Source organism: Streptomyces lichenis, from assembly GCF_023218175.1.
Taxonomy (GTDB): domain Bacteria; phylum Actinomycetota; class Actinomycetes; order Streptomycetales; family Streptomycetaceae; genus Streptomyces; species Streptomyces lichenis.
Genome location: NZ_JALPTH010000004.1, coordinates 1 through 20229, shown reverse-complemented (window position 1 = coordinate 20229; position 20229 = coordinate 1). Strand labels below are relative to the sequence as shown.

15 protein-coding genes, 1 tRNA gene and 1 pseudogene are annotated in these 20229 nt (G+C 74.2%); 4 read left to right on the top strand and 13 right to left on the bottom strand.

Annotated elements, in window-relative coordinates:
- Positions 1-18 precede the first annotated feature (18 nt).
- Positions 19-423: a globin gene (locus M1O15_RS05135; RefSeq protein ID WP_248632017.1), complete on the top strand. Its 405-nt coding sequence runs from the start codon at positions 19-21 to the stop codon at positions 421-423.
- Positions 424-433: 10 nt separating this feature from the next.
- On the opposite strand, the gene M1O15_RS05130 is transcribed toward M1O15_RS05135, so the two are convergent.
- The 7 genes and pseudogenes from M1O15_RS05130 to M1O15_RS05100 all read right to left on the bottom strand — a co-directional run bounded on the left by M1O15_RS05130 (position 434) and on the right by M1O15_RS05100 (position 9970).
- On the bottom strand, positions 434-1105 hold the full coding sequence (locus M1O15_RS05130; RefSeq protein WP_248632016.1) for a DUF8010 domain-containing protein: 672 nt from the start codon (positions 1103-1105) through the stop codon (positions 434-436).
- Positions 1102-1536, bottom strand: a complete 435-nt coding sequence (locus M1O15_RS05125) for an acyl-CoA thioesterase (RefSeq protein WP_248632015.1) — start codon at positions 1534-1536, stop codon at positions 1102-1104. Before M1O15_RS05125 ends, M1O15_RS05130 begins: the two co-directional genes overlap by 4 nt.
- A 10-nt stretch (positions 1537-1546) precedes the next feature.
- Positions 1547-3211 carry an energy-dependent translational throttle protein EttA gene (ettA, locus tag M1O15_RS05120; protein ID WP_248632014.1) on the bottom strand — a complete coding sequence of 555 codons (1665 nt, stop codon included), beginning with the start codon at positions 3209-3211 and terminating at the stop codon, positions 1547-1549.
- A gap of 326 nt (positions 3212-3537) precedes the next feature.
- Positions 3538-4950 (bottom strand): LAETG motif-containing sortase-dependent surface protein, encoded by a 1413-nt coding sequence (locus tag M1O15_RS05115; protein ID WP_248632013.1) that lies wholly within the window; start codon positions 4948-4950, stop codon positions 3538-3540.
- Between the two features lie 666 nt (positions 4951-5616).
- Positions 5617-5979 (bottom strand): annotated as a pseudogene (locus tag M1O15_RS31600) (single-stranded DNA-binding protein); the annotation flags it as partial.
- Between the two features lie 182 nt (positions 5980-6161).
- Positions 6162-8339 (bottom strand): GTPase, encoded by a 2178-nt coding sequence (locus M1O15_RS05105; protein WP_248632011.1) that lies wholly within the window; start codon positions 8337-8339, stop codon positions 6162-6164.
- Positions 8336-9970: a dynamin family protein gene (locus M1O15_RS05100; protein ID WP_248632249.1), complete on the bottom strand. Its 1635-nt coding sequence runs from the start codon at positions 9968-9970 to the stop codon at positions 8336-8338. Before M1O15_RS05100 ends, M1O15_RS05105 begins: the two co-directional genes overlap by 4 nt.
- A gap of 431 nt (positions 9971-10401) precedes the next feature.
- Here M1O15_RS05100 and M1O15_RS05095 point away from each other — a divergent pair.
- Positions 10402-10474, top strand: a tRNA-Arg gene (locus tag M1O15_RS05095).
- 53 nt (positions 10475-10527) lie between these two features.
- Here the strand turns inward: M1O15_RS05095 and M1O15_RS05090 are convergent.
- Both M1O15_RS05090 and M1O15_RS31800 read right to left on the bottom strand, forming a co-directional pair.
- A complete protein-coding gene (locus tag M1O15_RS05090; protein WP_372499362.1) occupies positions 10528-10839 on the bottom strand; it encodes a DUF6928 family protein in 312 nt (103 codons plus the stop codon).
- Positions 10763-11086, bottom strand: a complete 324-nt coding sequence (locus M1O15_RS31800; protein WP_372499361.1) for a DUF6928 family protein — start codon at positions 11084-11086, stop codon at positions 10763-10765. The genes M1O15_RS05090 and M1O15_RS31800 overlap by 77 nt, the downstream gene beginning before the upstream one ends.
- Positions 11087-11408: 322 nt before the next feature.
- On the opposite strand from M1O15_RS31800, the gene M1O15_RS05085 reads away from it, so the two are divergent.
- Positions 11409-11852, top strand: a complete 444-nt coding sequence (locus tag M1O15_RS05085; protein WP_248632009.1) for an SRPBCC family protein — start codon at positions 11409-11411, stop codon at positions 11850-11852.
- Positions 11853-12057: 205 nt separating this feature from the next.
- Positions 12058-14094, top strand: a complete 2037-nt coding sequence (locus M1O15_RS05080) for a TerD family protein (protein ID WP_248632008.1) — start codon at positions 12058-12060, stop codon at positions 14092-14094.
- On the opposite strand, the gene M1O15_RS05075 is transcribed toward M1O15_RS05080, so the two are convergent.
- From M1O15_RS05075 to M1O15_RS05060, 4 genes are all read right to left on the bottom strand, one after another.
- Positions 14064-16043: a helix-turn-helix domain-containing protein gene (locus M1O15_RS05075; RefSeq protein ID WP_248632007.1), complete on the bottom strand. Its 1980-nt coding sequence runs from the start codon at positions 16041-16043 to the stop codon at positions 14064-14066. The genes M1O15_RS05080 and M1O15_RS05075 overlap by 31 nt on opposite strands.
- A 13-nt stretch (positions 16044-16056) precedes the next feature.
- A complete protein-coding gene (locus M1O15_RS05070; RefSeq protein WP_248632006.1) occupies positions 16057-17451 on the bottom strand; it encodes an MFS transporter in 1395 nt (464 codons plus the stop codon).
- Positions 17452-17597: 146 nt separating this feature from the next.
- Positions 17598-18395, bottom strand: coding sequence for a 3-hydroxybutyrate dehydrogenase (locus M1O15_RS05065; RefSeq protein WP_248632005.1), 798 nt, complete (start codon positions 18393-18395; stop codon positions 17598-17600).
- Positions 18396-18492: 97 nt separating this feature from the next.
- Positions 18493-19965 carry a tannase/feruloyl esterase family alpha/beta hydrolase gene (locus M1O15_RS05060; protein ID WP_248632004.1) on the bottom strand — a complete coding sequence of 491 codons (1473 nt, stop codon included), beginning with the start codon at positions 19963-19965 and terminating at the stop codon, positions 18493-18495.
- Between the last annotated feature and the right edge of the window lie 264 nt (positions 19966-20229).

The following is a 20229-nucleotide window of genomic DNA, read 5'->3' as shown; positions in this document are numbered from 1 at the left end:
GTCTGAGACGATGGAGGCGTGAATGAGATTCCGCGCGGCACGCTTCAGGAGCAGACCTTCTACGAGCAGGTGGGCGGCGAGGAGACCTTCCGCCGACTCGTCCGCCGGTTCTACGAGGGGGTCGCGGAGGACCCGCTGCTGCGGCCGATGTACCCGGAGGAGGACCTCGGCCCGGCCGAGGAGCGGCTGGTGCTCTTCCTGATGCAGTACTGGGGCGGGCCCCGCACCTACAGCGACAACCGCGGCCACCCGCGGCTGCGGATGCGGCACGCCCCGTTCACCGTGGACCGGGCCGCGCACGACGCCTGGCTGAAGCACATGCGGGCGGCGGTAGACGAGCTGGGGCTGCCCGAGGAGCACGAGCGGACGCTCTGGAACTACCTGACCTACGCGGCCGCGTCGATGGTCAACACCCCCGACTGACCGGCCCCCGTCACCCCGGCCGCTGGACGGCGGTGACGGTCAGGCCGGTGCCGGCGGCCCCGGTGCGGACGGCGATCGAGCCGTACGGGGTGCGCAGCCGCAGCCAGGAGCCGGTGGCCAGCAGGGCGACGGGCACCTCGTGCGGGGGCAGGAAGCCGAGTGACTGGGCGGCGTGTACGGCGCGCAGCGGCAGTCCGGTGGCCCCGATGGTGCGGGACCAGATCTCCCGGCCGATGCGGTCCCGCTCGGCGCGGGTGCGCCGCTCCTCGGGCAGTCCGCCGGCCCGGGCGCGGAACTCGCCGACCGCCGCGGTGACCGAGCCGCGCAGCCCGGCCACCCGGGGCAGCCCGGGCACCTCCCGCCACCCGCCGCGCGGCGGCAGCACCCCGGCCCACGGCGGGCCGGTGACGGGCTCCGGGAGTATGGCCTTGCCCTCGGACTCGGCGATCTCGTCGAGCAGCTGACCCGCCGAGACGGTGACGTCCAGCGGGGTGTCGTCCAGCAGCGCGGCCGTGCGGATGGCCAGCACCTCGAAGGACGGGGGCCGTCCGAAGACGGCGAGCGCGCCGCTCCCCGCCTGGAGGCGGACGGCGGCGGCCCGGTCGTAGTGGAGCAGCCGGGCCAGGAAGGCGGCGAGATCGTCCGCCTCCCTGGCGTCGGCGAAGTGCAGCGGCGCCGTCATGCCGCGGCGGCCTCCCCGTGCATCCCGTCGTCCACGTACTCCTGGAGGAACTTCCGCTCCTCGGCGCTGATACGGCGCGGCCGCTGGGCCGTCAGGTCGAAGGGCACGACGACCGTGGAGGCGCGTACGTACACCGTCTCCGGGTCCTTGATCTCGTACGCGATGGTGAGCGAGGCCGCGCCGATCTTGGTGACCCAGGATTCGACGGTCACCGGCTCGTGCCGGTGGACCAGGGGCCGGACGTAGTCGATCTCGTGCCGGGCCACCACGGACCCGCCGGAGAACGAGGGGGAGCCGTCGCCCGGCGCCAGCCGGAACATGAAGTCGATGCGGGCCTCCTCCAGATAGCGGAGGAAGACCACGTTGTTGACGTGCCCGAAGGCGTCCATGTCCGACCAGCGCAGCGGGCACCGGTAGATGTGTCGAGCCACTGCTGCTGCCTCAGCCCCGGGTGAGCTTCTTGTAGGTGGCGCGGTGCGGACGGGCCGCGTCCGCACCGAGCCGCTCGATCTTGTTCTTCTCGTAGGACTCGAAGTTGCCCTCGAACCAGAACCACTTGGACTCGCCCTCGTACGCCAGGATGTGGGTGGCGACTCGGTCGAGGAACCAGCGGTCGTGGGAGACGACCACGGCGCAGCCGGGGAAGTCCAGCAGCGCGTTCTCCAGCGAGGACAGGGTCTCGACGTCGAGGTCGTTGGTCGGCTCGTCGAGGAGCAGCAGGTTGCCGCCCTGCTTGAGGGTGAGCGCCAGGTTGAGGCGGTTGCGCTCACCGCCGGAGAGCACCCCGGCCGGCTTCTGCTGGTCCGGGCCCTTGAAGCCGAACGCGGAGACGTAGGCGCGGGAGGGCATCTCGACCTGGCCGACGTTGATGTAGTCCAGCTCGTCGGAGACGACGGCCCACAGCGTCTTCTTGGGGTCGATGTTGGAGCGGCTCTGGTCGACGTAGCTGATCTTGACGGTGTCGCCGACCTTGATGGAGCCGGAGTCGGCCTCCTCCAGGCCCTGGATCATCTTGAACAGCGTGGTCTTGCCGGCGCCGTTCGGGCCGATCACGCCGACGATGCCGTTGCGCGGGAGGGTGAAGCTGAGGTCGTCGATGAGGACCTTGTCGCCGAAGGCCTTGTTGAGGTTCTCCACCTCGACCACGACGCTGCCCAGACGGGGGCCCGGCGGGATCTGGATCTCCTCGAAGTCCAGCTTCCGGGTCTTCTCCGCCTCGGCGGCCATCTCCTCGTAACGGGCGAGACGGGCCTTGGACTTGGCCTGGCGGCCCTTCGCGTTGGAGCGGACCCACTCCAGCTCTTCCTTGAGCCGCTTGGCGCGCTTGGCGTCCTTCTGGCCCTCGACCTTGAGCCGGGTCTGCTTGGTCTCCAGGTACTTGGAGTAGTTGCCCTCGTAGGGGTAGGCGCGGCCCCGGTCGAGCTCCAGGATCCACTCGGCCACGTTGTCCAGGAAGTACCGGTCGTGGGTGATGGCGACGACGGTGCCGGCGTACTTGGCGAGGTGCTGCTCCAGCCACTGCACGGACTCGGCGTCCAGGTGGTTGGTGGGCTCGTCGAGGAGGAGCAGGTCGGGGGCCTCCAGCAGCAGCTTGCAGAGCGCGACGCGGCGCTTCTCGCCACCGGAGAGGTTGTTGACCGGCCAGTCGCCGGGCGGGCAGCCCAGGGCGTCCATGGCCTGCTCCAGCTGGGCGTCGAGGTCCCAGGCGTTGGCGTGGTCCAGGTCCTCCTGGAGCTTGCCCATCTCCTCCATGAGGGCGTCGGTGTAGTCCGTCGCCATCTCCTCGGCGATCTGGTTGAACCGGTCCAGCTTGCCCTTGACCTCGGACACGCCCTCCTGGACGTTCTCCAGGACGGTCTTGCTCTCGTCGAGCGGCGGCTCCTGGAGGAGGATGCCGACGCTGTAGCCGGGCGAGAGGAACGCGTCGCCGTTGGACGGCTGCTCCATACCGGCCATGATCTTGAGCACGGTGGACTTACCGGCGCCGTTCGGGCCGACCACACCGATCTTCGCGCCGGGCAGGAAGCTCAGCGTCACGTCATCGAGGATGACCTTGTCGCCGTGCGCCTTGCGCGTCTTGCGCATCGTGTAGATGTACTCAGCCAAGAGAAACCGTCCGGCAATCCGAGAGTGGGCAGATACACCCATCTTGCCGTACCCCGCCCCCGCGACGGAAACCAGTAGTTCGGCGGCGCGCGGGAGCCCTCCGGGCCCGGAGGGCTGGAAGGTGCGGCGACCACCCGGTCCCTCCAGCCCAGTGACGTGCGCCCCCTGGACACGGCGGTACGGCGCCCGTCCGCCGACCCGGACGGGGAGGCGCGGAAACCGTCCGCCGCCGGGGCGCGGAAGCCGTCCGGGCGGCCGTGGCTTAGGGCCGCCGCGACTGGTCCGGCCCCGGCACACGGTGCCGCCCGGGGCCGAGGTCCGGGCTGTCAGTCGTCTGTCGGGGGCGCCGGACTCGTGGCGGTCTCCGGGGCGGTGTCGTTTCTGCCGCGGACCAGGAGCAGCGCGCCGCCGCCCAGGACCAGGAGGGCGAGGGCGATACCGGCGATCATCGGGGTGTTCGCCGAGGCGCCGGTCTCGGCGAGGTCGGGGCCGTCGGCGGTCTGCGCGGCCGCCCCGCCCTGGGCGCCGGGCGCGGGGGAGGTGTCCGAGGGGAGCGGGCTGGGCTGCCCGCCCTGCTGGGTGGTGAGCGCGGCCACGGCGGCGCTGCCGGTGGTGCGGCAGTCGAGCAGGCCGCGGAAGGTGCGGGTGAAGCCGTCCGTGCCGCTGACGGTGACCTCGTACGGCTGGTCCTCGGCCACCGGGACGGTGACCGTCCGGGTCTCGCCGGGCTGGAGCACGTACTCCTCCCCGGCCAGGACGTAGGTGAAAGGGGCGTCGCCCCGGTTCGCGGCGGTGACGTCGAGGCCCCGCTCGGCGCAGTTCTTCCGGGCGGTGAGCACCGGGAGGGCGCCCGACCGGGTCCAGGAGGCGGTCGCGGTCGCGGCGACGGTCGACTCGCTGGAGCCGGCCAGCACCTGCGTCTGGGTGCGGGTGGCCCCGGTGAACACCCGGCCGACCGGCACCGGGGTGGTGGCCTGGAGGCTCAGGGTCGCGGAGCCGTCCGCGGCGCCCGGCGGGACGTCGAGGTAGAGGCGGCTGCCGTTCGCCGCGGTGGTCACGGGCTTGCCCGCCTGGTCGGTGACCCGCACCCCGCCGGCCACCTCGCCGGACAGGGCCACCGGGACCCGCTCGGCGCTGGTCCGCACGGTGAAGGGCCCGACCCGGCTGCCGGCCGGGCCTGAGGCGGCCTCGGGCGAGAGGCTGAGCGAGGGGCCCGGCTCGGGGAGGTTCCGGGCCTCCTTCTCCAGCCAGTCGGCGAGCTTCTCGGCGGCCGGGTCGGCCGCCTCCACCCGGGCGTCGTCCGAGTGCCGCCAGATGGCGACCTGGGTGCCGGCGGCCGCGGTCTCCGGGCTGAGCGGCCCGCTCTTCGCCCTCCTGGCCAGCCCGGCGAGGTCGTCGACGCGGGGGTAGGAGTGCTGGAGGATCCACCGGATCCGGCCGGCGTCCCGGTTGACCGCCAGCGAGGACTGCCCCCAGGACGTCTCCAGATAGCGGGCCTTGTCCTGGGTGGGGTTGTGCAGGTCCACGCAGTACGTCTTGAGGGTGCCGCCGCCGTCGACGGCCATCTCGAACAGCCCGGCCGGGATCTCGCGCTTCTCGCCGCCGATGTGCAGCACGGCGGTGTCGTACGCGGTCAGCCCGTTCAGGGTCGCCGCCGCGCCGCCCTGGTGCGAGGGCGTGTCGTCCGCCGCGGCCGGGGTACCGGTTGCCAGGGCGCCCGCGGCCACCAGCCCGGACACCACGACCGCGGTGGCGGAGCGGACGGATCGAACCGTCCACCGCCTCGGTGCCGAGTGCGCAGCAAACACAGACTTCCCCTCCGGGCGAGACGCCTTCGCGCGTGGTGCGCGTGGTGCGCGTGTTCCTTCGCGGGTGACCGCGGTGGCCGCGGGTGATCGCATGTGACGCGTGGGGATGACGACTCGCCAGCCGACTCAAGTGCCCCCATGAGTACCTGAAGATCCTATGGAGACGGCCCTGCCCAATCCCCTGTCATCTCATCAGACAACCATTCCGAATCGGAATCGTTATCGCGGAGGGGGTGGCACCCGAGCGCTACACGCCCGATCTTCACATGCCGCCCCTCACCGTGCGGACGGGCTGACGGTGCGTCACGACACTGGCTCGGCGTGTCGCCGTCGGGTCGCCGCCCGCGCCCTCGCTCCGGGGTCCGGCGCCGGACGGGCGGGCGCGGGGGAACCGGCCGGTCCGCCCGGGTCAGCCTGTCCCGGCGGCGGAGCGGTGGCCCACGGGTCGTCGGCCGCCGAGACGTCGGCAGCCGAGCCGTCCGCCGCCGAGATGTCCGCCGCAAGCACATTGGCAGGCGAGCCGTCCGCGGCGCCGCCGGCCGGCCAGTCCTCGCCGGGACCCACGGGGGCGGCCTCCGCCGGCGTCCCGCCCGTACGCTCATGGGCCTTCACCCGGCGGAAGGCGGAGGTCCCCCGGGTGAGGTCGTGGCCCACGGCCAGGGCCTCGACGTCCACGAAGGTCCGGCGCCGCCCCTCCCACTCCTCCTCACGCACCTTCAGCCTGCCGTGCACCACCAGCGGGTCGCCCACCGAGACCGAGGCGGCGAGGTTCGCCCCGAGCGCCCGCCAGGCCTGGACCGTGTAGAAGCTGGTGGGCCCGTCCATCCAGACCGCCTTCTCCCGGTCGTAGCGGCGGGCGGTGGCGGCGAACCGGAACTTGGCGAACCCGCCCGTGGCGGTGTCCCGGAACTCGACGGCGGTCGCCACGTTCCCCACCACCGTCACCATCGTGTCGTTCAGCATGCGGCGTTCCTCTCTCCTGCGACGCGTCTCCTGCGATGCGCCGATGTCGCCTTGGCGCACCGGTCCGCGATCGGTTACGGAACGTCATGCTGGCGGAATCCCTGGAACTTCGCTGAGGGCTGTGGACGGGCCGGTGGATGTGGAGAACCGCGTCACCCGGGAGTGGGGCGGGCCCGCCGTCACCGCCCCGTACCGCCGCCTTCCAGGGGTTCCGGCACTCCGCCGTCCGACGCGGCCGGCGGCTCGTCCCACACCGAACGGGCCGAACGCGCGGAACGGGCCCGCCCGGCGCCGATCACCCGGCGCATCCCGGCGGCGTACCGCAACCGCCCGGACACCCTCTCGCCGCCGGCCGCCTCGGTGCGCGTCCCGCCACCGCCGCTCTCCTCCGGACCGTCACCGAGGGAGGCGCCGGCCGGCGGCCCTGTCCACACCGGGGCCGGGACAGGCGCCGACGACGGTGATGAGGGCCCTGCTGGCGCAGACGGCGCACCGGAGCCCCTCCCCGTACCGCCGTACAAGCCCGCACCGCCTCCGAAGGCCCCGGCCCCGACCCCGTTCGTCGGAGGCGCGGGGGCGGTCGCCGGGAGTGGGCGGAAGGAGGGGCCGGTGGAGAGGGGCGGGCCGCCGGCCCGGCCGCGGGAGACCGCGGCGTACTGCTCCCGCACCTCCCGGTAGCGGGAGAGCTCGGCGGTGATCGGGTCGAGCACCCGGGCCCGGCCGCAGGCCGCGGCGGCGTCGCGCAGCCGGCGCTCGGTCTCCTGCCCGTAGCGGCGGGCCGGGCCCCGGGCGGCGGCCACGCAGGCCCACTCGACCAGCGGGCCGCCGAGGATGCCGCCCAGCATGATCAGCGCGGGGGCGAGGATGCCGGGCTCCAGGAAGCCGACGATCTGGCCGACCAGCCACAGCGCCCCGTAGAACTGCAGCAGCGTCATCGCGCACTGGGCGAGGACCGCGGCGGGCCACCAGGCGGGGCGGGGCGGGCGGCCGCCGGCCGGGGCCGCGCCGGTCTCGGCGGCCAGCTGGTCCAGCGCCTCCGGCAGCCCCTCGGCCCCGCGCAGCGCCGCCTCGCGCACCGCCTGCGCCCAGGGCCGCGGCAGCCCCCGGGAGGCGTCGTCGGCGAGCAGCCGTACCGCCTGCTCGACCCGCTGGCGGGCCGTCAGCTCGTCCTCGGCAGGTGGTGCGGGCTGCTGTTCGCCGCCGCCGGGAGTGCGCAGCCGCTGGCCCCAGCGCCACAGCCGCAGCCAGGGGGTGCCGCAGGCCTTGCCGGCGTTGCGGCGCCAGGAGCGTTCGGCGGACTCGCCGGCGGCCTGCGCCCCGACGGCGACCGCGAGCCGGGCGGCGAAGTCCTCCCGGGCCCGTTCGCCGAGCCCGGTGCCGCCCTCGGCGACGTAGACCGGGCGCAACCGGGCGGCGGCCGCGTCCACGTCGGCGGAGAGCCGGCGCTCGGCGGCCCGGCTGCCCTGGACGAAGGCGGCGAGCAGTTCGCGCAGTTCGGGCATGCCCTCGCCGGTGAGGGCGGAGACGGCGAGCACGGCGGCGCCGGGTTCGCCGTGCTCGCCGAGGGCCATGCCGTCCTCGTCCAGGAGCCGGCGCAGGTCGTCCAGGACCTGGTGGGCGGCGTCGCCGGGCAGCCGGTCGATCTGGTTGAGGACGACGAAGGAGACGTCGGCGTGGCCGGCCAGCGGGCGCAGATAGCGCTCGTGCAGGGCGGCGTCGGCGTACTTCTCCGGGTCGACCACCCAGATCACCGCGTCGACCAGGCCGAGGACGCGGTCGACCTGGCGGCGGTGGGCGATGACGGCGGAGTCGTGGTCGGGCAGGTCGATCAGGACCAGGCCCTGGAACTGCTCGTCGCCGGCGCCGCCGGCCAGCGGGCGCAGCCGCAGCCGGCCGGGGATGGCGAGCCGGTCGAGCAGTCCGGCGGCGCCCTCGGACCAGCTGCAGGCGATCGGGTGGGAGGTGGTGGGGCGGCGCAGCCCGGTCTCCGAGACCGGCACCCGGGCGAGGGCGTTGATCAGGGTGGACTTGCCGCTTCCGGTGGGTCCGGCGATGGCGACGACGGTGTGCCGGGCGGAGAGCCGCTGGCGGGCCGCCGCCTCGTCCAGGACCCGGCCGGCCTCGGCGAGGGTGTCGCCGTCCAGCCGGGCCCGGGACAGTCCGACGAGTTCGCGCAGGGCGTCGAGGCGGGCGCGCAGGGTGCCGGCGTAGGGCTCCCCGATCGGTACGTGGGGTTCGCCCGCGGCCTCCGGGCCGGCACCGGGCGGCGGGTGCTGCTCCTGGGCGGCGCGGCGGGCGATCAGCCCGTCGTCCCAGCGTTCGCCCCAGCGTTCCTCAACGGCGCTCACCGCCGTCACCTCTCCTTCTGCAGCAGGGACAGCGCGGCGATGAGTCCGGCCTGTGGTTCGGGGCCGATACGGAAGGCGCGCAGCGGGGTCAGCCGGCGCTCGCGCTCCTCGGCCAGGACGCGGTCGATGGAGGTCTCGACCAGTGCGCCGCCCTTGTCGCGCAGCCTCAGGGCGCCCTTGGCGCCGAGGAGTTCGGCGAGCCGGTCGCCGGCGCCCCGGGCCCGGCGGCCACCCAGCAGGGCGGCGGCGAGCAGGGCCGCGGCGGTGTCGGCGTCGGGGGTGGCGCCGGCGGGCCGGTCCAGGCTGCGTACCTCCTCCTCGGCCAGCTCCTCCAGGACGCGGCGCCAGCGGCGTACCGCCATGCCGATCCGCTCGGTGCTCTCCCGGTCGGGGGCGGGGCCGTCGGTGCCGTCGGGGCCGCGCAGCGCGGCGGCGGCCGGTTCACGGCGCCAGCCGTCGCGGACCTCGTCGTCGGCGGCGGCGACCGCGCACTGGAGCAGGGCGGTGAGCGATTCGGCGAGGGAGTCGAGCAGTTCGGCGGCGGTGGAGTCGCGGGGGTAGCCGCGCCAGCGGGTGCGGGCGTCGCCGGCGAGCACGGCGCCGCGCTTCAGCTCGCGCCGGACGCGTTCGCGCTGCTCGGCGTAGGCGGTCTGGACGGTGTCGGTGAGGCGTACCGCGGCGGCGTACTGGGCGGCGACGGCACCGGCCAGCTCCGGCAGGCGGGCGCCGAGTGAGTCGATGACCCCGCCGGCGGTGCGCCCGGCGGCCTGCTGGCGGGCGGCGGGATCCTGTACGTGGTGGGTGAGCCAGCCCCGTAGCGCGGCGACCGCGTTGTCGGGCAGCAGCCCGGTGCCGCCCGCGGTGGACTCGGGCAGCTCGGGGATGGTGAAGCGGGGTACGTCGCCGAGTCCGGCGCGGATGAGCAGCGCCTCGTACTGCCGGGAGACGTCGGCGATCACCTGGTGCGGCACCCGGTCGAGGACGGTGATCAGGGTGGCCTTGTACTCCTTGGCGGTACGGAGCAGGTGCCAGGGCACGGCGTCGGCGTACCGGGAGGCGGTGGTGACCATCACCCAGACGTCGGCGGCGCAGATGAGTTCGGCGGCCAGTTCGCGGCCGCTGACGACGAGCGAGTCGATGTCGGGGGCGTCCAGCAGGGCGAGGCCCCGCGGCACCGTGAGGGCGGTCTCCACTCTCAGGTCCCGCTCCCCCGCCGCCGGCCGCTCGTCGGTTTCGCCGCCCTCCCGCTCCTCCGGGTCCTCCCGGTCCAGCGGCCGCCAGACCCGGGTGAGCTGCGGCAGGACCCGCATCCCGGCGAACCAGTGGTGGTCGTCGGGGTGGCAGACCAGCACCGGCGTACGGGTGGTGGGCCGCAGCACCCCGGCCTCGCTGACCCGCCGTCCCACCAGGGAGTTGACGAGGGTGGACTTCCCGGCTCCGGTGGACCCGCCGATGACGGCCAGCAGCGGCGCGTCGGGGTCCTTCAGCCGGGGCACCAGGTAGTCGTCGAGCTGGGCCAGCAGCTCGGCTCTGGTCTGGCGGGCCCGTGGGGCGCCCGGAAGCGGAAGCGGAAGACGCACGGCGGCGACACGGTCGCGCAGGGCGGAGAGTGCGTCGATGAGCTGAGGCCGTACGTCCAAGGTCACCACATGCGAAGAATGCCCAATTTACGGACCTTTTTGAAGCGTATACCCCCTCTGCGCGCCGACCAGAACCACCGACCCCGCACACGCCCCTCTTCCGCCGTACACCGGAGACACGCCTGGTAGGCGCGCGATGAACGGCCGGCAGACCCCCGACGGAAGGCGCCGAGCGCGCCGCCGGACGCCAGGACGGGTGCCCGGCCGGGCGGCTCGGCGGAATAACGACTGCACAACACCCCGCCCGGAAGGGGCGAAAAGCGCTGCGCGGATCGCACCTGCCTGCGATTATCAGGTTCGCTTCACCGAACCTCCACATCGCGCGGCACCGGTGAAGCGGCCGGGTCATGGCGCACGGAGCCCTATCCTTGACCCCGGCGAGGTCACGGACCACCCACCACCAGGGGCTCCAGGCCGCACGGCCACCACCGGCCCCCGTAGCTCAGTGGATAGAGCAGGCGCCTTCTAAGCGCTTGGCCGCAGGTTCGAGTCCTGCCGGGGGCGCACACACGGCGAGACCCTCCTCCGGGAGGGTCTTTTCGCTGCCTGGGGCCTTCTCACTCGGCGCCGAGGCGACGGGTGGTGCGCGAGGCGCGGGCGACGGTCTCGGGGGCGTGGGCGGGGTCTGGGCCGGGACCGGAGTCGGGGTCGGAGAGGCGGAAGCCGAGCAGGGGGACCTCGTCCGGGTCGATGTCCTCGGGACCCGGCCGGCCTTCCAGGAGGAAGCCGAACAGGGCGCGCAGGGCTTCGTTGCCCAGCTCCAGCGGGTGGAAGGGCAGCGCACAGGGCTGGTCATCCCACTGCGGGTCCAACGGCACGGGCCGGTCGCGCACCCAGTAGGGCGCCTCGAAGGGGAACGGGTCGCCGATGTCCTCGACGACGCCGCTGTCCGACGAGAGGCTCAGCGAGCGGCGGAGGCGGCCGTCCCTCCCAGACCGCGAAGGTGAGGCTGTCGGAGACGCTGTGCATCGCGTGCAGCAGGACGCGGCGACCGGCCGCCGTCTCGTGGAGAGGGGCGGGCAACTCCGACGGACGGACGGACATCAGGCGCCGGTCGCAGACCAGTTCCACACCCGCGAAGCTCCCGGCGTACGTCAGACCGGCCGGCGGGTACACCACCTCGCCCAGCACATCGCCCTCCGCCTGCTCCGCCCCCCCGTCCGGGGAAGACCCCGGCGACGAGCCGCGCCGTCGCCCCGGCCGCGGGCGCACCGGCCGCCCCGAGTGCCGAGGCGGCGTCCCCGTCCGCGTACGCCAGTAGCGCCGTCTTCGCTCCCATGCTCGGCACGGTAGTGCCGGCCACCGACAGCGCGGCCGTCCGTGGTGTGCGGTTCACCGGACTGGTCCACCCGTCGCCCGCCGCCGGGTTGCTCATGAGCGGCCCCGAGCGGGGTAGGAGGGCGTCAACCCGTTCTCGTGGAAGGCACGGTGGTTCCGCATGTCCGCCTCTCTCGTCGAAACCGTCGACATCAAGGCCCCGGTCTCCATCGCCTGGGCGCTGTGGAGTGATGTCACCCGGTGGCCCCGGTTCCTCAGCCACGTCAAGCGCGTCGACCCGATCGACGAACGGCGCTTCGCCTGGCAGCTCTCGCTGCCCGGTGCGGACAAGGGCTTCGTCGCGGAACTCACCGAGGTCGTCGTGGAGGACCGCATCGCGTGGAAGACCGTCGAAGGTGTCCACCACGCGGGAGTGGTCACGTTCCACCGGATCGACGACGCCACGAGCCGCGTGGCTCTGCAGATCGAGTACGAACCCAAGGGCTTCGTCGAGCACCTCGGCGCTCTGACCAACCTCGATTCCACCCTGGCCAACTATGACCTGGGGGAGTTCCAGAAGCTGGCAGAGCTGGCGGCGGCCTCCGGTGGCGTCCAGGACGGCTGAGCGCCCCTGCGGCGCCTTCCGGTAGACGGTGACTTGGTGACTTGCGGCAGACGGTTGTCTGCCGGCGGACGGTGCCTGTCGGCGGACGGCGCCTGCCGGCGGGCCTGGACGGCGGAACGTACTCCGAAGTCGTCAGCGACGAGGTGCGGGGACAAATCGGCGTTCCGGTTGAACCGGCGGTCGCGTCCGGCTCATCCTTGCCGTCATGCCTCCCGCAGCCGCCGCGTTCGACGTGTCCCATCTGCCCGACTACGCGTACGACTGGGCGCTGGTCGACGTCGAGACGTCCGGGCTGGTCGCCCGGCGCGACCGGATCCTGTCGATCGCAGTCATGGCCGTCGGGCCGGACGGGACGGTGACCGGCGAGTACAGCACCCTGCTGAACCCCGGTTGCGATCCCGGCCCCGTGCACATCCACGGTCTCACCGCGGAGCGGCTGCGCGGCGCCCCCACCTTCGACCAGGTCGCGGGGCGCATCGGCGCGCTGCTGCAGGACCGGGTCCTGGTGGCGCACAACGCGCAGTTCGACTACGACTTCCTCGCCCACGAGTTCGCCCGCGCGCGGCTCCACCTCCCCGTCACCCGGCGGCTGTGCACCCTGGCCCTGAACCGGCGCGTGGAGCCGCCCACCGCCGGCCTCAGCCTGGCCTCACTGGCCGCCCACTACGGAACGCCGCAGACCAGGGCCCATGACGCGGTGGACGACACCCGCGTCCTCGCCGGGATCTTCCGCGCCTCGCTTGCCGCGGCCGCGCGACTGGACCTGCCCCTGCCGTTGGTGCTCTGCCCGCCCCGACAGGACCCGCGGTTCGCCCCGCAGCCGCCGAAGACGCCGTGCGCCTACCGGAACCCGGGCCGACTGGAGCCCGGCGGCCGGCTCGTACAGGGTATGAAGGTCGCCATCACGGGCGATACGGCCACATCCCGGGCCGAGTTGGTGGCCCGCTGCGTCGCCGGCGGACTCAACATGATGTCGTCGGTCAGCCGGCACACCAGCGTCCTGGTCACCAACGACACGGCCTCGGGGTCGGCGAAGGCCCGGCGGGCGGTCGCCGAAGGCGTCCCGGTCGTCGACGAGCACACCTTCCTCCGGCTGCTGGAAGAGGTACGTGCCGGGACACCGCACGAGGATCGGGCGGGGGCGGGCATCGCCCACGCGGCGGTGCCGTCAGCGGCGACGACCCCGGGCACACCGGCCGCATTGGTCGCGCCGAGCACGCCGGTCACACCGAGCACGCCGAGCACGCCGACCGTCTCGGCCACCTCGGCCGCCCTGGTCACCCCGGCCGCCCCGGTCACGCCGCCACCCACCGAGCCCGCGGCCACCCTCGGCGCCCCGGTCACGCCGAGCACGTCCACCGTCTCAGCCACCCCGACCGCCCCGGGCACGCCGCCACCCACCGGGCCCGCGGCCGCCCTCGGCGTCCCGGTCCCTCGCCGGTCCGGGGCCGTGCGTGCCGTCAGGCCGTTCGGTCGCCGCCGGGTGCTGGTCCTGGGCGGGAGCCATGAGGAGGCGTCCACCGTGCGGGCCCGGGTGGTGGAGCTGGGCGGGGCAGCCGCGATCAACCTCTCGGCGAGCGTCACCGACGTCGTCCTCCTCCCCGGCGGCGAACGCGACCGCCGGATGACCCGGGTCACCTCGTTGGAGCTGCCGGTCCACGCGCCCGGCTGGCTCGGGGCTCCCCTCTCCGAGCCGGCCGGGGGCGGTGCGTCGGCCGTCGTCCTGCCGCGCGGCGGGGTCATCGACCTGCCCGGCGCCGACCGCTGGCACGTCAGTGCCTCCTGGGCGCAGCGGACGAGCTGCGAGGTCGATGTCGTCGCTCTCGTCCTCGACGAGGACGAACAGGTCAGCTGCGACGGGGACTTCGTCTTCTATGGCGCGCCGGAGAGCCCCGGCGGTGCCGTCCGGCTCCTCTGCGACGGTCCGACCGAGCAGACCATCACTCTCGGCCTCACGGAGCTCCCGCCCGCCGTCCACCGGATCGCGATCGCCGCCGCCATCGACGGCACAGCCGTCTTCGGCGACATCGGGGCCGTCCAGATCACCCTCGCCCCGGGCGCCGACGCACCGGCCGCGGCCCAGGCCACCCTGGACGCCGCCACCAGCGAACGCACCCTGCTCCTCGCCGAGATCTACCGCCGGGGCCCGCTGTGGCGGTTCCGCGCCGTCGGGCAGGGCTACGACCACGGGCTGGAGAGCCTCGTACGCGGCTACGGGGTGGAGGTGGAGTCCGCCGGGTGAGCGCGGCGGCGGGCGAGGTGGTGCAGGCGCAGGGCCAGGTGGATTTCCAGGGCCCTGGCCGGGGAGTTCCAGTCGGAGCCGAGGAGCTGGGCCACCCGGTCGAGGCGCTGCACCACGGTGTTGACGTGGACGTGGAGGGCGTCCTTGGCCTTGGCGAGGCTGGCACCGTGGCGGTGGTAGGCGTCCAGGGTGCGGATGAGCTCGGTGCCGCGCTGGGCGTCGTAGCGGAGGACGGGGCCGAGGACCCGGTCCACGTAGCCGGTGAGGTCGGCCCGGTCGCCGAGGAGCACACCGAGGAAGCCCAGTTCGGACAGGCTGGCGCCGTCGCCGGTGCGGCCGAGGGCCTCCAGGGCCTCCAGGCAGCGGCGCGCCTCGTCGTAGGTGCCGGGCAGGTGTTCCGTACCGGTGCCGGGGCCCGCCGCGCCGACGGTGACGGGCAGGGAGAGGGCGCGGCCGAGCTCCTGGGCCAGGTCGTGGGCGAGCGGGCCGGGGTCGGTGGTGGGGGCGAGCAGCACGGTGTGCCCGTCGCGGACGCCCGCGAGACCGCCGAGCGCGCGGGCGTGCCGGGCCGCCTCGGCCAGCAGCCGGGAGCGCGGGGCGGGTTCGCAGCCGAGGACCAGCACGGCGTGCGGGGTGGCGAGGTTGATGTCCAGTCGCCTGGCCCGCAGCGCCAGTCCGCCGGTGTCGCGGTGGCCGTCCGGCTGGCGGCCGGTGAGCAGGTCGTCCAGGAGCTCTCCGCGTACCCGGTTCTCGGCCTCGGCCACCGACCGCCGCAGGAGCAGGAGCAGCGCGGTGACCAGGGCGGCGCGTTCGAACAGGCGCCGGTCGGCGGCGGTGAGGTCGGCCCGGCCGGTGAGCATCAGGCTGCCGAGCGGTTCGGGGCCGGCGAGCACGGCGCACACCCAGGTCCCGTCGACCGGGACGGCCCGCCCGCCGGCGCGCGAGGCGTCGAGCCCCTGCTCGGGCGGGGTGGCGGGGCCGGTGCCGACCCGGGCCAGCTCGGTGCCGTCGGGGTCGTGGATCGCCAGGCCGCCGCTGAGCAGGGCGGCGATCTCGCGGGCGACCTCGTCCACCCCGCCGCCGCGCAGGACGAGGTCGGTGAGCCGGTCGTGGGCGTCGGCCGCGCGATGCAGGGCCTCGCTGTGGGCGCGGGCCCGCTCGTTGGCCGCGTTCAGGCTGACCAGCGCGGAACGGGTCTCCTCCAGCAGCCGGGCCCCGTCGATGGCGACCGCGGCGTGGTCGGCGAGCGAGGAGAGCAGGGCGATGGTGTCGGGGGTGAAGTCCCGGGGCGCGCGGTCGGCGGCGAACAGCACACCGATGACGCGCCCGCCGACCCGCAGGGGGACCCCGAGGATGCCGCGCAGCCCCTCCTCGGCGACCCCCTCGTCGATGGCCCCGGTGTGCTTGAAGCGGCGGTCGGTGCGGTAGTCGGCGCTGGCGTAGGGGCGGGCGGTCTGCGCGACCAGCCCGCCGAGCCCCTCCCCCATGCCGAGGCGCAGCTGCTGGAACGTGGCGGAGACCGAGCCGGAGGTGACCCGCATGTACGTGTCCCCGGCCTGGGGGTCGTTAAGGGTGAGATAGGAGATGTCGGCGCCGAGCAGGGTGCGGGCCCGGTGCACGATGGCCCGCAGTACGGCGTCCAGGTCGCGCAGTGCGGCCAGGTCGCCGGCGGTGTCGAAGAGGGCGGCCAGCTCGGCTTCGCGTCTGCGGTGCTGCGTCAGGGTGCGGGAGATGTCCAGCGCGGTCCGGGTGGCCTCGTCCACGGCCCGCTGCTCGCGCGGGCCGGCACCGGCGGCCCGGACCCGGGCGGCGGGCCGGGCCAGCCGCTCGGCCGGGGCGCCGGCGGCGAGCAGGTCGAGCAGTTCCCGTAGCGCCGCCACCGATGCCGGGACGGCCGGGGTCGGACCGGGCCCGCGCGCGGGCTCGGGTCGGGGCTCGGTGGCGGCCATGGCGGTCCTCCGTTCAGGGCTGCTTGTGGCCGGCGGACGGCGCCGGCCGCGGGGGTGGTGCGGCGGCCGGGGCGGCGGGGCGGGCCAGGTCGCGGCCGCGGGTCTCCTTGATGACGGCGACGGTGATCGTGGTGACCACCGCGGCGGCGCTGAGGTACAGCGCGACCGGGGTGCCGGAGCCATGGTCCCGCAGCAGTTCCACCGCGATGATCGGGGCGAGCGCACCGGCGACGATGGAGGCGAGCTGGGAGCCCATGGAGGCGCCCGAGTAGCGGACCCGGGTGTCGAACATCTCGGAGATGAACGCGGCCTGCGGCCCGTACATCGCGCCGTGCAGCAGCAGCCCCACGGTCACCGCCAGGGTGATCACGGCGAACGACCCCGAGTCCACCAGGGCGAAGAACGCGAACGCCCACACCGCCATGCCGACCGAGCCGATGAGCGTGACGGGGCGGCGGCCGATCCGGTCGGAGAGGGCGCCCCAGAGCGGGATGGTGGCGAAGTGCACGGCGGAGCCGATCAGTACAGCGTTGAGCGCGGTGCTCTTCGGCAGGCCGAGGTGGGTGGTGACGTACACCAGGAGGAAGGAGGTCAGGATGTAGTACGAGATGTTCTCGCCGAACCGGGTGCCGATGGCGCCCAGCACCTCGCGCCAGCTGCGCCGGAACACCTCCACCACCGGGGCCTTGTCCTTGACGCCGCGCGCCGCGTCGGCCTCCGCCTTCGCCTGGGCGGCCAGGAAGACCGGGGACTCGGAGACCGAGACCCGGATCCACAGCCCGATGACGACCAGGACGCCGGAGAGCAGGAACGGGACGCGCCAGCCCCAGGCGAGGAACGCCTCCTCGGACTGGACGGCGGCGAGGAGCGCGAGGACGCCGGTGGCCAGGAGGTTGCCGCCGGGGGCGCCGGCCTGCGGCCAGGACGCCCAGAAGCCGCGGTGCTTGTCGCCGCCGTGTTCGGAGACGATGAGCACGGCCCCGCCCCACTCGCCGCCGAGGGCGAAGCCCTGGATCAGCCGCAGCACGGTGAGCAGGATCGGGGCGCCGACGCCGATGGTGTCGTAGGTGGGCAGCAGGCCCATCGCGAAGGTGGCGCCGCCCATCATCAGCAGGCTGAGCACCAGCAGCTTCTTGCGGCCGATCCGGTCGCCGAAGTGCCCGAAGACGACACCGCCGAGCGGCCGGGCGGCAAACCCGATCGCGTAGGTGACAAAGGCGATCAGGGTGCCGACCAAGGGATCGCTGGTGGGGAAGAAGAGGGTGTTGAAGACCAGGGCGGCGGCCGAGCCGTAGAGGAAGAAGTCGTACCACTCGACGGTGGTGCCGATCAGGCTCGCGGTGACGATCCGGGCGATACCGCCGGAGCGGCGCTGGTCCGGCCGGGCGGTGGAGGGGGCATCGGTCATGGGTTCACCGGTTCTCGGATACGGATATGGGGACGGGGACGCGGACGCGGGGCTTATACGGGGAGCGGCAGGCAGGCGTACGGACGGGGACGCGGACGCGGGGCTTACGGGGAGCGGCAGGTGCACGAGGCGCGCGGGGAGGGCCGTCAGTTGGCTCCCCAGCCGCCGTCCAGCGGCAGGGAGGCGCCGGTGATGGAGCTGCTGTGCTCGGCGCAGAGCCAGAGCGCGGCCGCGGCGACCTCCTCGGCCTCCAGGAGGCGCTTGACGGGTGAGCGGGTCAGCAGGACCTCGGTCAGCACGTCCTGCTGGCTGATGCCATGGGCGGCGGCCTGGTCGCGGAGCTGGTTCTCCACCAGGGGCGTACGGACATAGCCCGGGTTGACGCAGTTGCTGGTCACCCCGTGCGGGGCGCCCTCGATGGCCGCCACCTTGCTCAGCCCCTCCAGGGCGTGCTTGGCGGCGACATAGGCCGCCTTGTAGGCGCTGGCCCGCAGGCCGTGCACGCTGGAGATGTTGACGACCCGGCCCCACCCCCGCGCGTACATGTGCGGCAGGGTGCGGCGCAGCAGCAGGAACGGTGCGGTGACCATCACCTGCTGGATCAGCGCGAACCGCTCGGGCGGGAACTCGGTGAGCGGCGCCACGTGCTGGAGGCCGGCGTTGTTGACCAGGATGTCCACGGCGGTGGGCAAGCTGTCGATGGCGGCCGGGTCGGCCAGGTCGACGATGTGCGCCTCTCCCCCGACCTCGGCGGCGACCGCCTCGGCCGCCTCGGCATCCCGGTCGACCACGTGCACCAGGGCGCCCGCCGCCGCGAACGCCGCCGCGCACGCCCGGCCGATACCGCCCGCGCCGCCGGTGACCAGGGCGACCCGGGAGCTCAGGTGCGTACCCGCGCCCGGGGGCGCCGGGCGGGGGCCGGGGAGAGGTGGTTCGCTCGTCATGGCCGGAAACAGTAGGGACACCCCGACGCCACACCTATGTGCGCGGCCGACACAATGACCGCCGGATCGGTGGTGCTCTGACACAGGGTCAGGGTCGTCACCCGTCCAGGCGGCAGTGGGCGAGCAGCGCGGCCGGATCGGCACCGGCCGGCCGTTCGACGGTATGACTCACGGGCGGACGGAGTCCGGCGCCCAGCCAGGCCTCCAGGGCGGTGAACGCCGAACGGTGGCAGGGCAGCAGCGGGCGCAGCCGGTCGGGGAAGGCGTCCACCAGGGCGTCGGTGTGGGTGCCGTCCTCGATGCGGTAGGAGCGGTGCAGAGCGCCGCGGCCCTGCTGCCGCACCATCCGGGCGTACACATCGGAGTCCTTGCCGATGGGCAACAGCACATCGAGGGTGCCGTGGAGGGTGATCAGCGGTTTGCCGATACGGCCGGTCAGCCCGATCCGGCCGACCGCCCGGCGGACCTCGCCGGGCCGCCCCGCGTACCGGTAGTCCGCGTCGCAGCCGGGCCGTCCGCCGCCCGGGGCGCAGTACGGGGTGCCGGCCTCCAGCGGACCGTCGTACTCCGGGTCGAGCTCCTCGCGGTACAGCCGTTGGGTGAGGTCCCAGTAGACCTGGTGGTGGTACGCCCAGAGGAACTCCGAGCCGCGCGGGAAGCCCGCCCGGTGCAGGGCGGCACGGGCCCGTGCGGCGTCCGGCCCGCCCGCGGCGTACGCCGGGTAGTGCCGGAGCGCCGCCGGCAGGAAGGTCAGCAGGTGGGGGCCCTCCTCCCGCCACAGGGTGCCCTCCCAGTCGACTCCCCCGTCGTACAGCTCGGGATGGTTCTCCAGCTGCCAGCGCACCAGGTAGCCGCCGTTGGAGATGCCGGTGGCGAGCGTACGGGCGGGGGGCCGCCGGTAGCGCTGGGCGACCACCGCCCGGGCGGCGCGGGTGAGTTCGGTGAGGCGGGTGTTCCACTCGGCGATGGCGTCGCCGGGCCGGGCGCCGTCGCGGTGGAAGGCGGTGCCGGTGTTGCCCTTGTCGGTGGCGGCGTAGGCGTAACCGCGGGCCAGCACCCAGTCGGCGATGGCCCGGTCGTTGGCGTACTGCTCGCGGTTGCCGGGGGTGCCGGCGACGACCAGCCCGCCGTTCCAGCGGTCCGGCAGCCGGATGGTGAACTGGGCGTCGTGCGCCCAGCCGTGGTTGGTGTTGGTGGTGGAGGTGTCGGGGAAGTAGCCGTCGATCTGGATGCCGGGCGCCCCGCGGGGGACGGGCAGGTCCTTGGGGGTCAACCCCGCCCAGTCGGCGGGGTCGGTGTGCCCGGAGGCGATGGTTCCGGCCGTGGTCAACTCATTCAGGCAGTCCGTCCGTTGATGCGCCGCGCCCGGTACCTTCAACCGGTCCCGGCGTGCACAGTGCCCACCCGTGGAAGCGGAAGCGACAGCGGAGTCGGTGGGGGCGGGGACGGGAGCGGGCTGGGCGGTGGCGGATGCGGGGAGCAGGGCCGCGGCGGCGGCCAGGGTGAGGGCGGCGCCGAGTAAGGCGGTCCGTCGTCTCGGGCCCGCTACGGCAGCGGGGAGCGGATCCATGGTGAACCTCCGGCTGGGTGCGGTACGGGGTGGGGCGGCGGTTCTCCGAGGCAGCGGCGGCGGCGTGGCGGCTACCCCGGGGATGTCCGCGACCCTAGGAACGTGCGAGACCGACCGGTATGGCTGCCGTCGACACTGTTCGCGCGAGCGGAACGTGGCCGGCCACCAGCCGTGTCGGCACCGGGCAGCAACAGCCGGGCTCCCGGCGCGGGTCGGGGGCGGCTTCCCTCGGACCGGGGGCGGGATACGGGGCGGGCGGGGCGG

Bases quoted from the DNA above. Each gene is read 5' to 3' on its own strand.
- M1O15_RS05130 (WP_248632016.1), bottom strand. From the start codon at position 1,105: ATGACGGCGCCGCTGCACTTCGCCGACGCCAGGGAGGCGGACGATCTC.
- M1O15_RS05085 (WP_248632009.1), top strand. From the start codon at position 11,409: ATGTCCGCCTCTCTCGTCGAAACCGTCGACATCAAGGCCCCGGTCTCC.
- M1O15_RS05080 (WP_248632008.1), top strand. From the start codon at position 12,058: ATGCCTCCCGCAGCCGCCGCGTTCGACGTGTCCCATCTGCCCGACTAC.
- M1O15_RS05075 (WP_248632007.1), bottom strand. From the start codon at position 16,043: ATGGCCGCCACCGAGCCCCGACCCGAGCCCGCGCGCGGGCCCGGTCCG.
- M1O15_RS05070 (WP_248632006.1), bottom strand. From the start codon at position 17,451: ATGACCGATGCCCCCTCCACCGCCCGGCCGGACCAGCGCCGCTCCGGC.
- M1O15_RS05065 (WP_248632005.1), bottom strand. From the start codon at position 18,395: ATGACGAGCGAACCACCTCTCCCCGGCCCCCGCCCGGCGCCCCCGGGC.
- M1O15_RS05060 (WP_248632004.1), bottom strand. From the start codon at position 19,965: ATGGATCCGCTCCCCGCTGCCGTAGCGGGCCCGAGACGACGGACCGCC.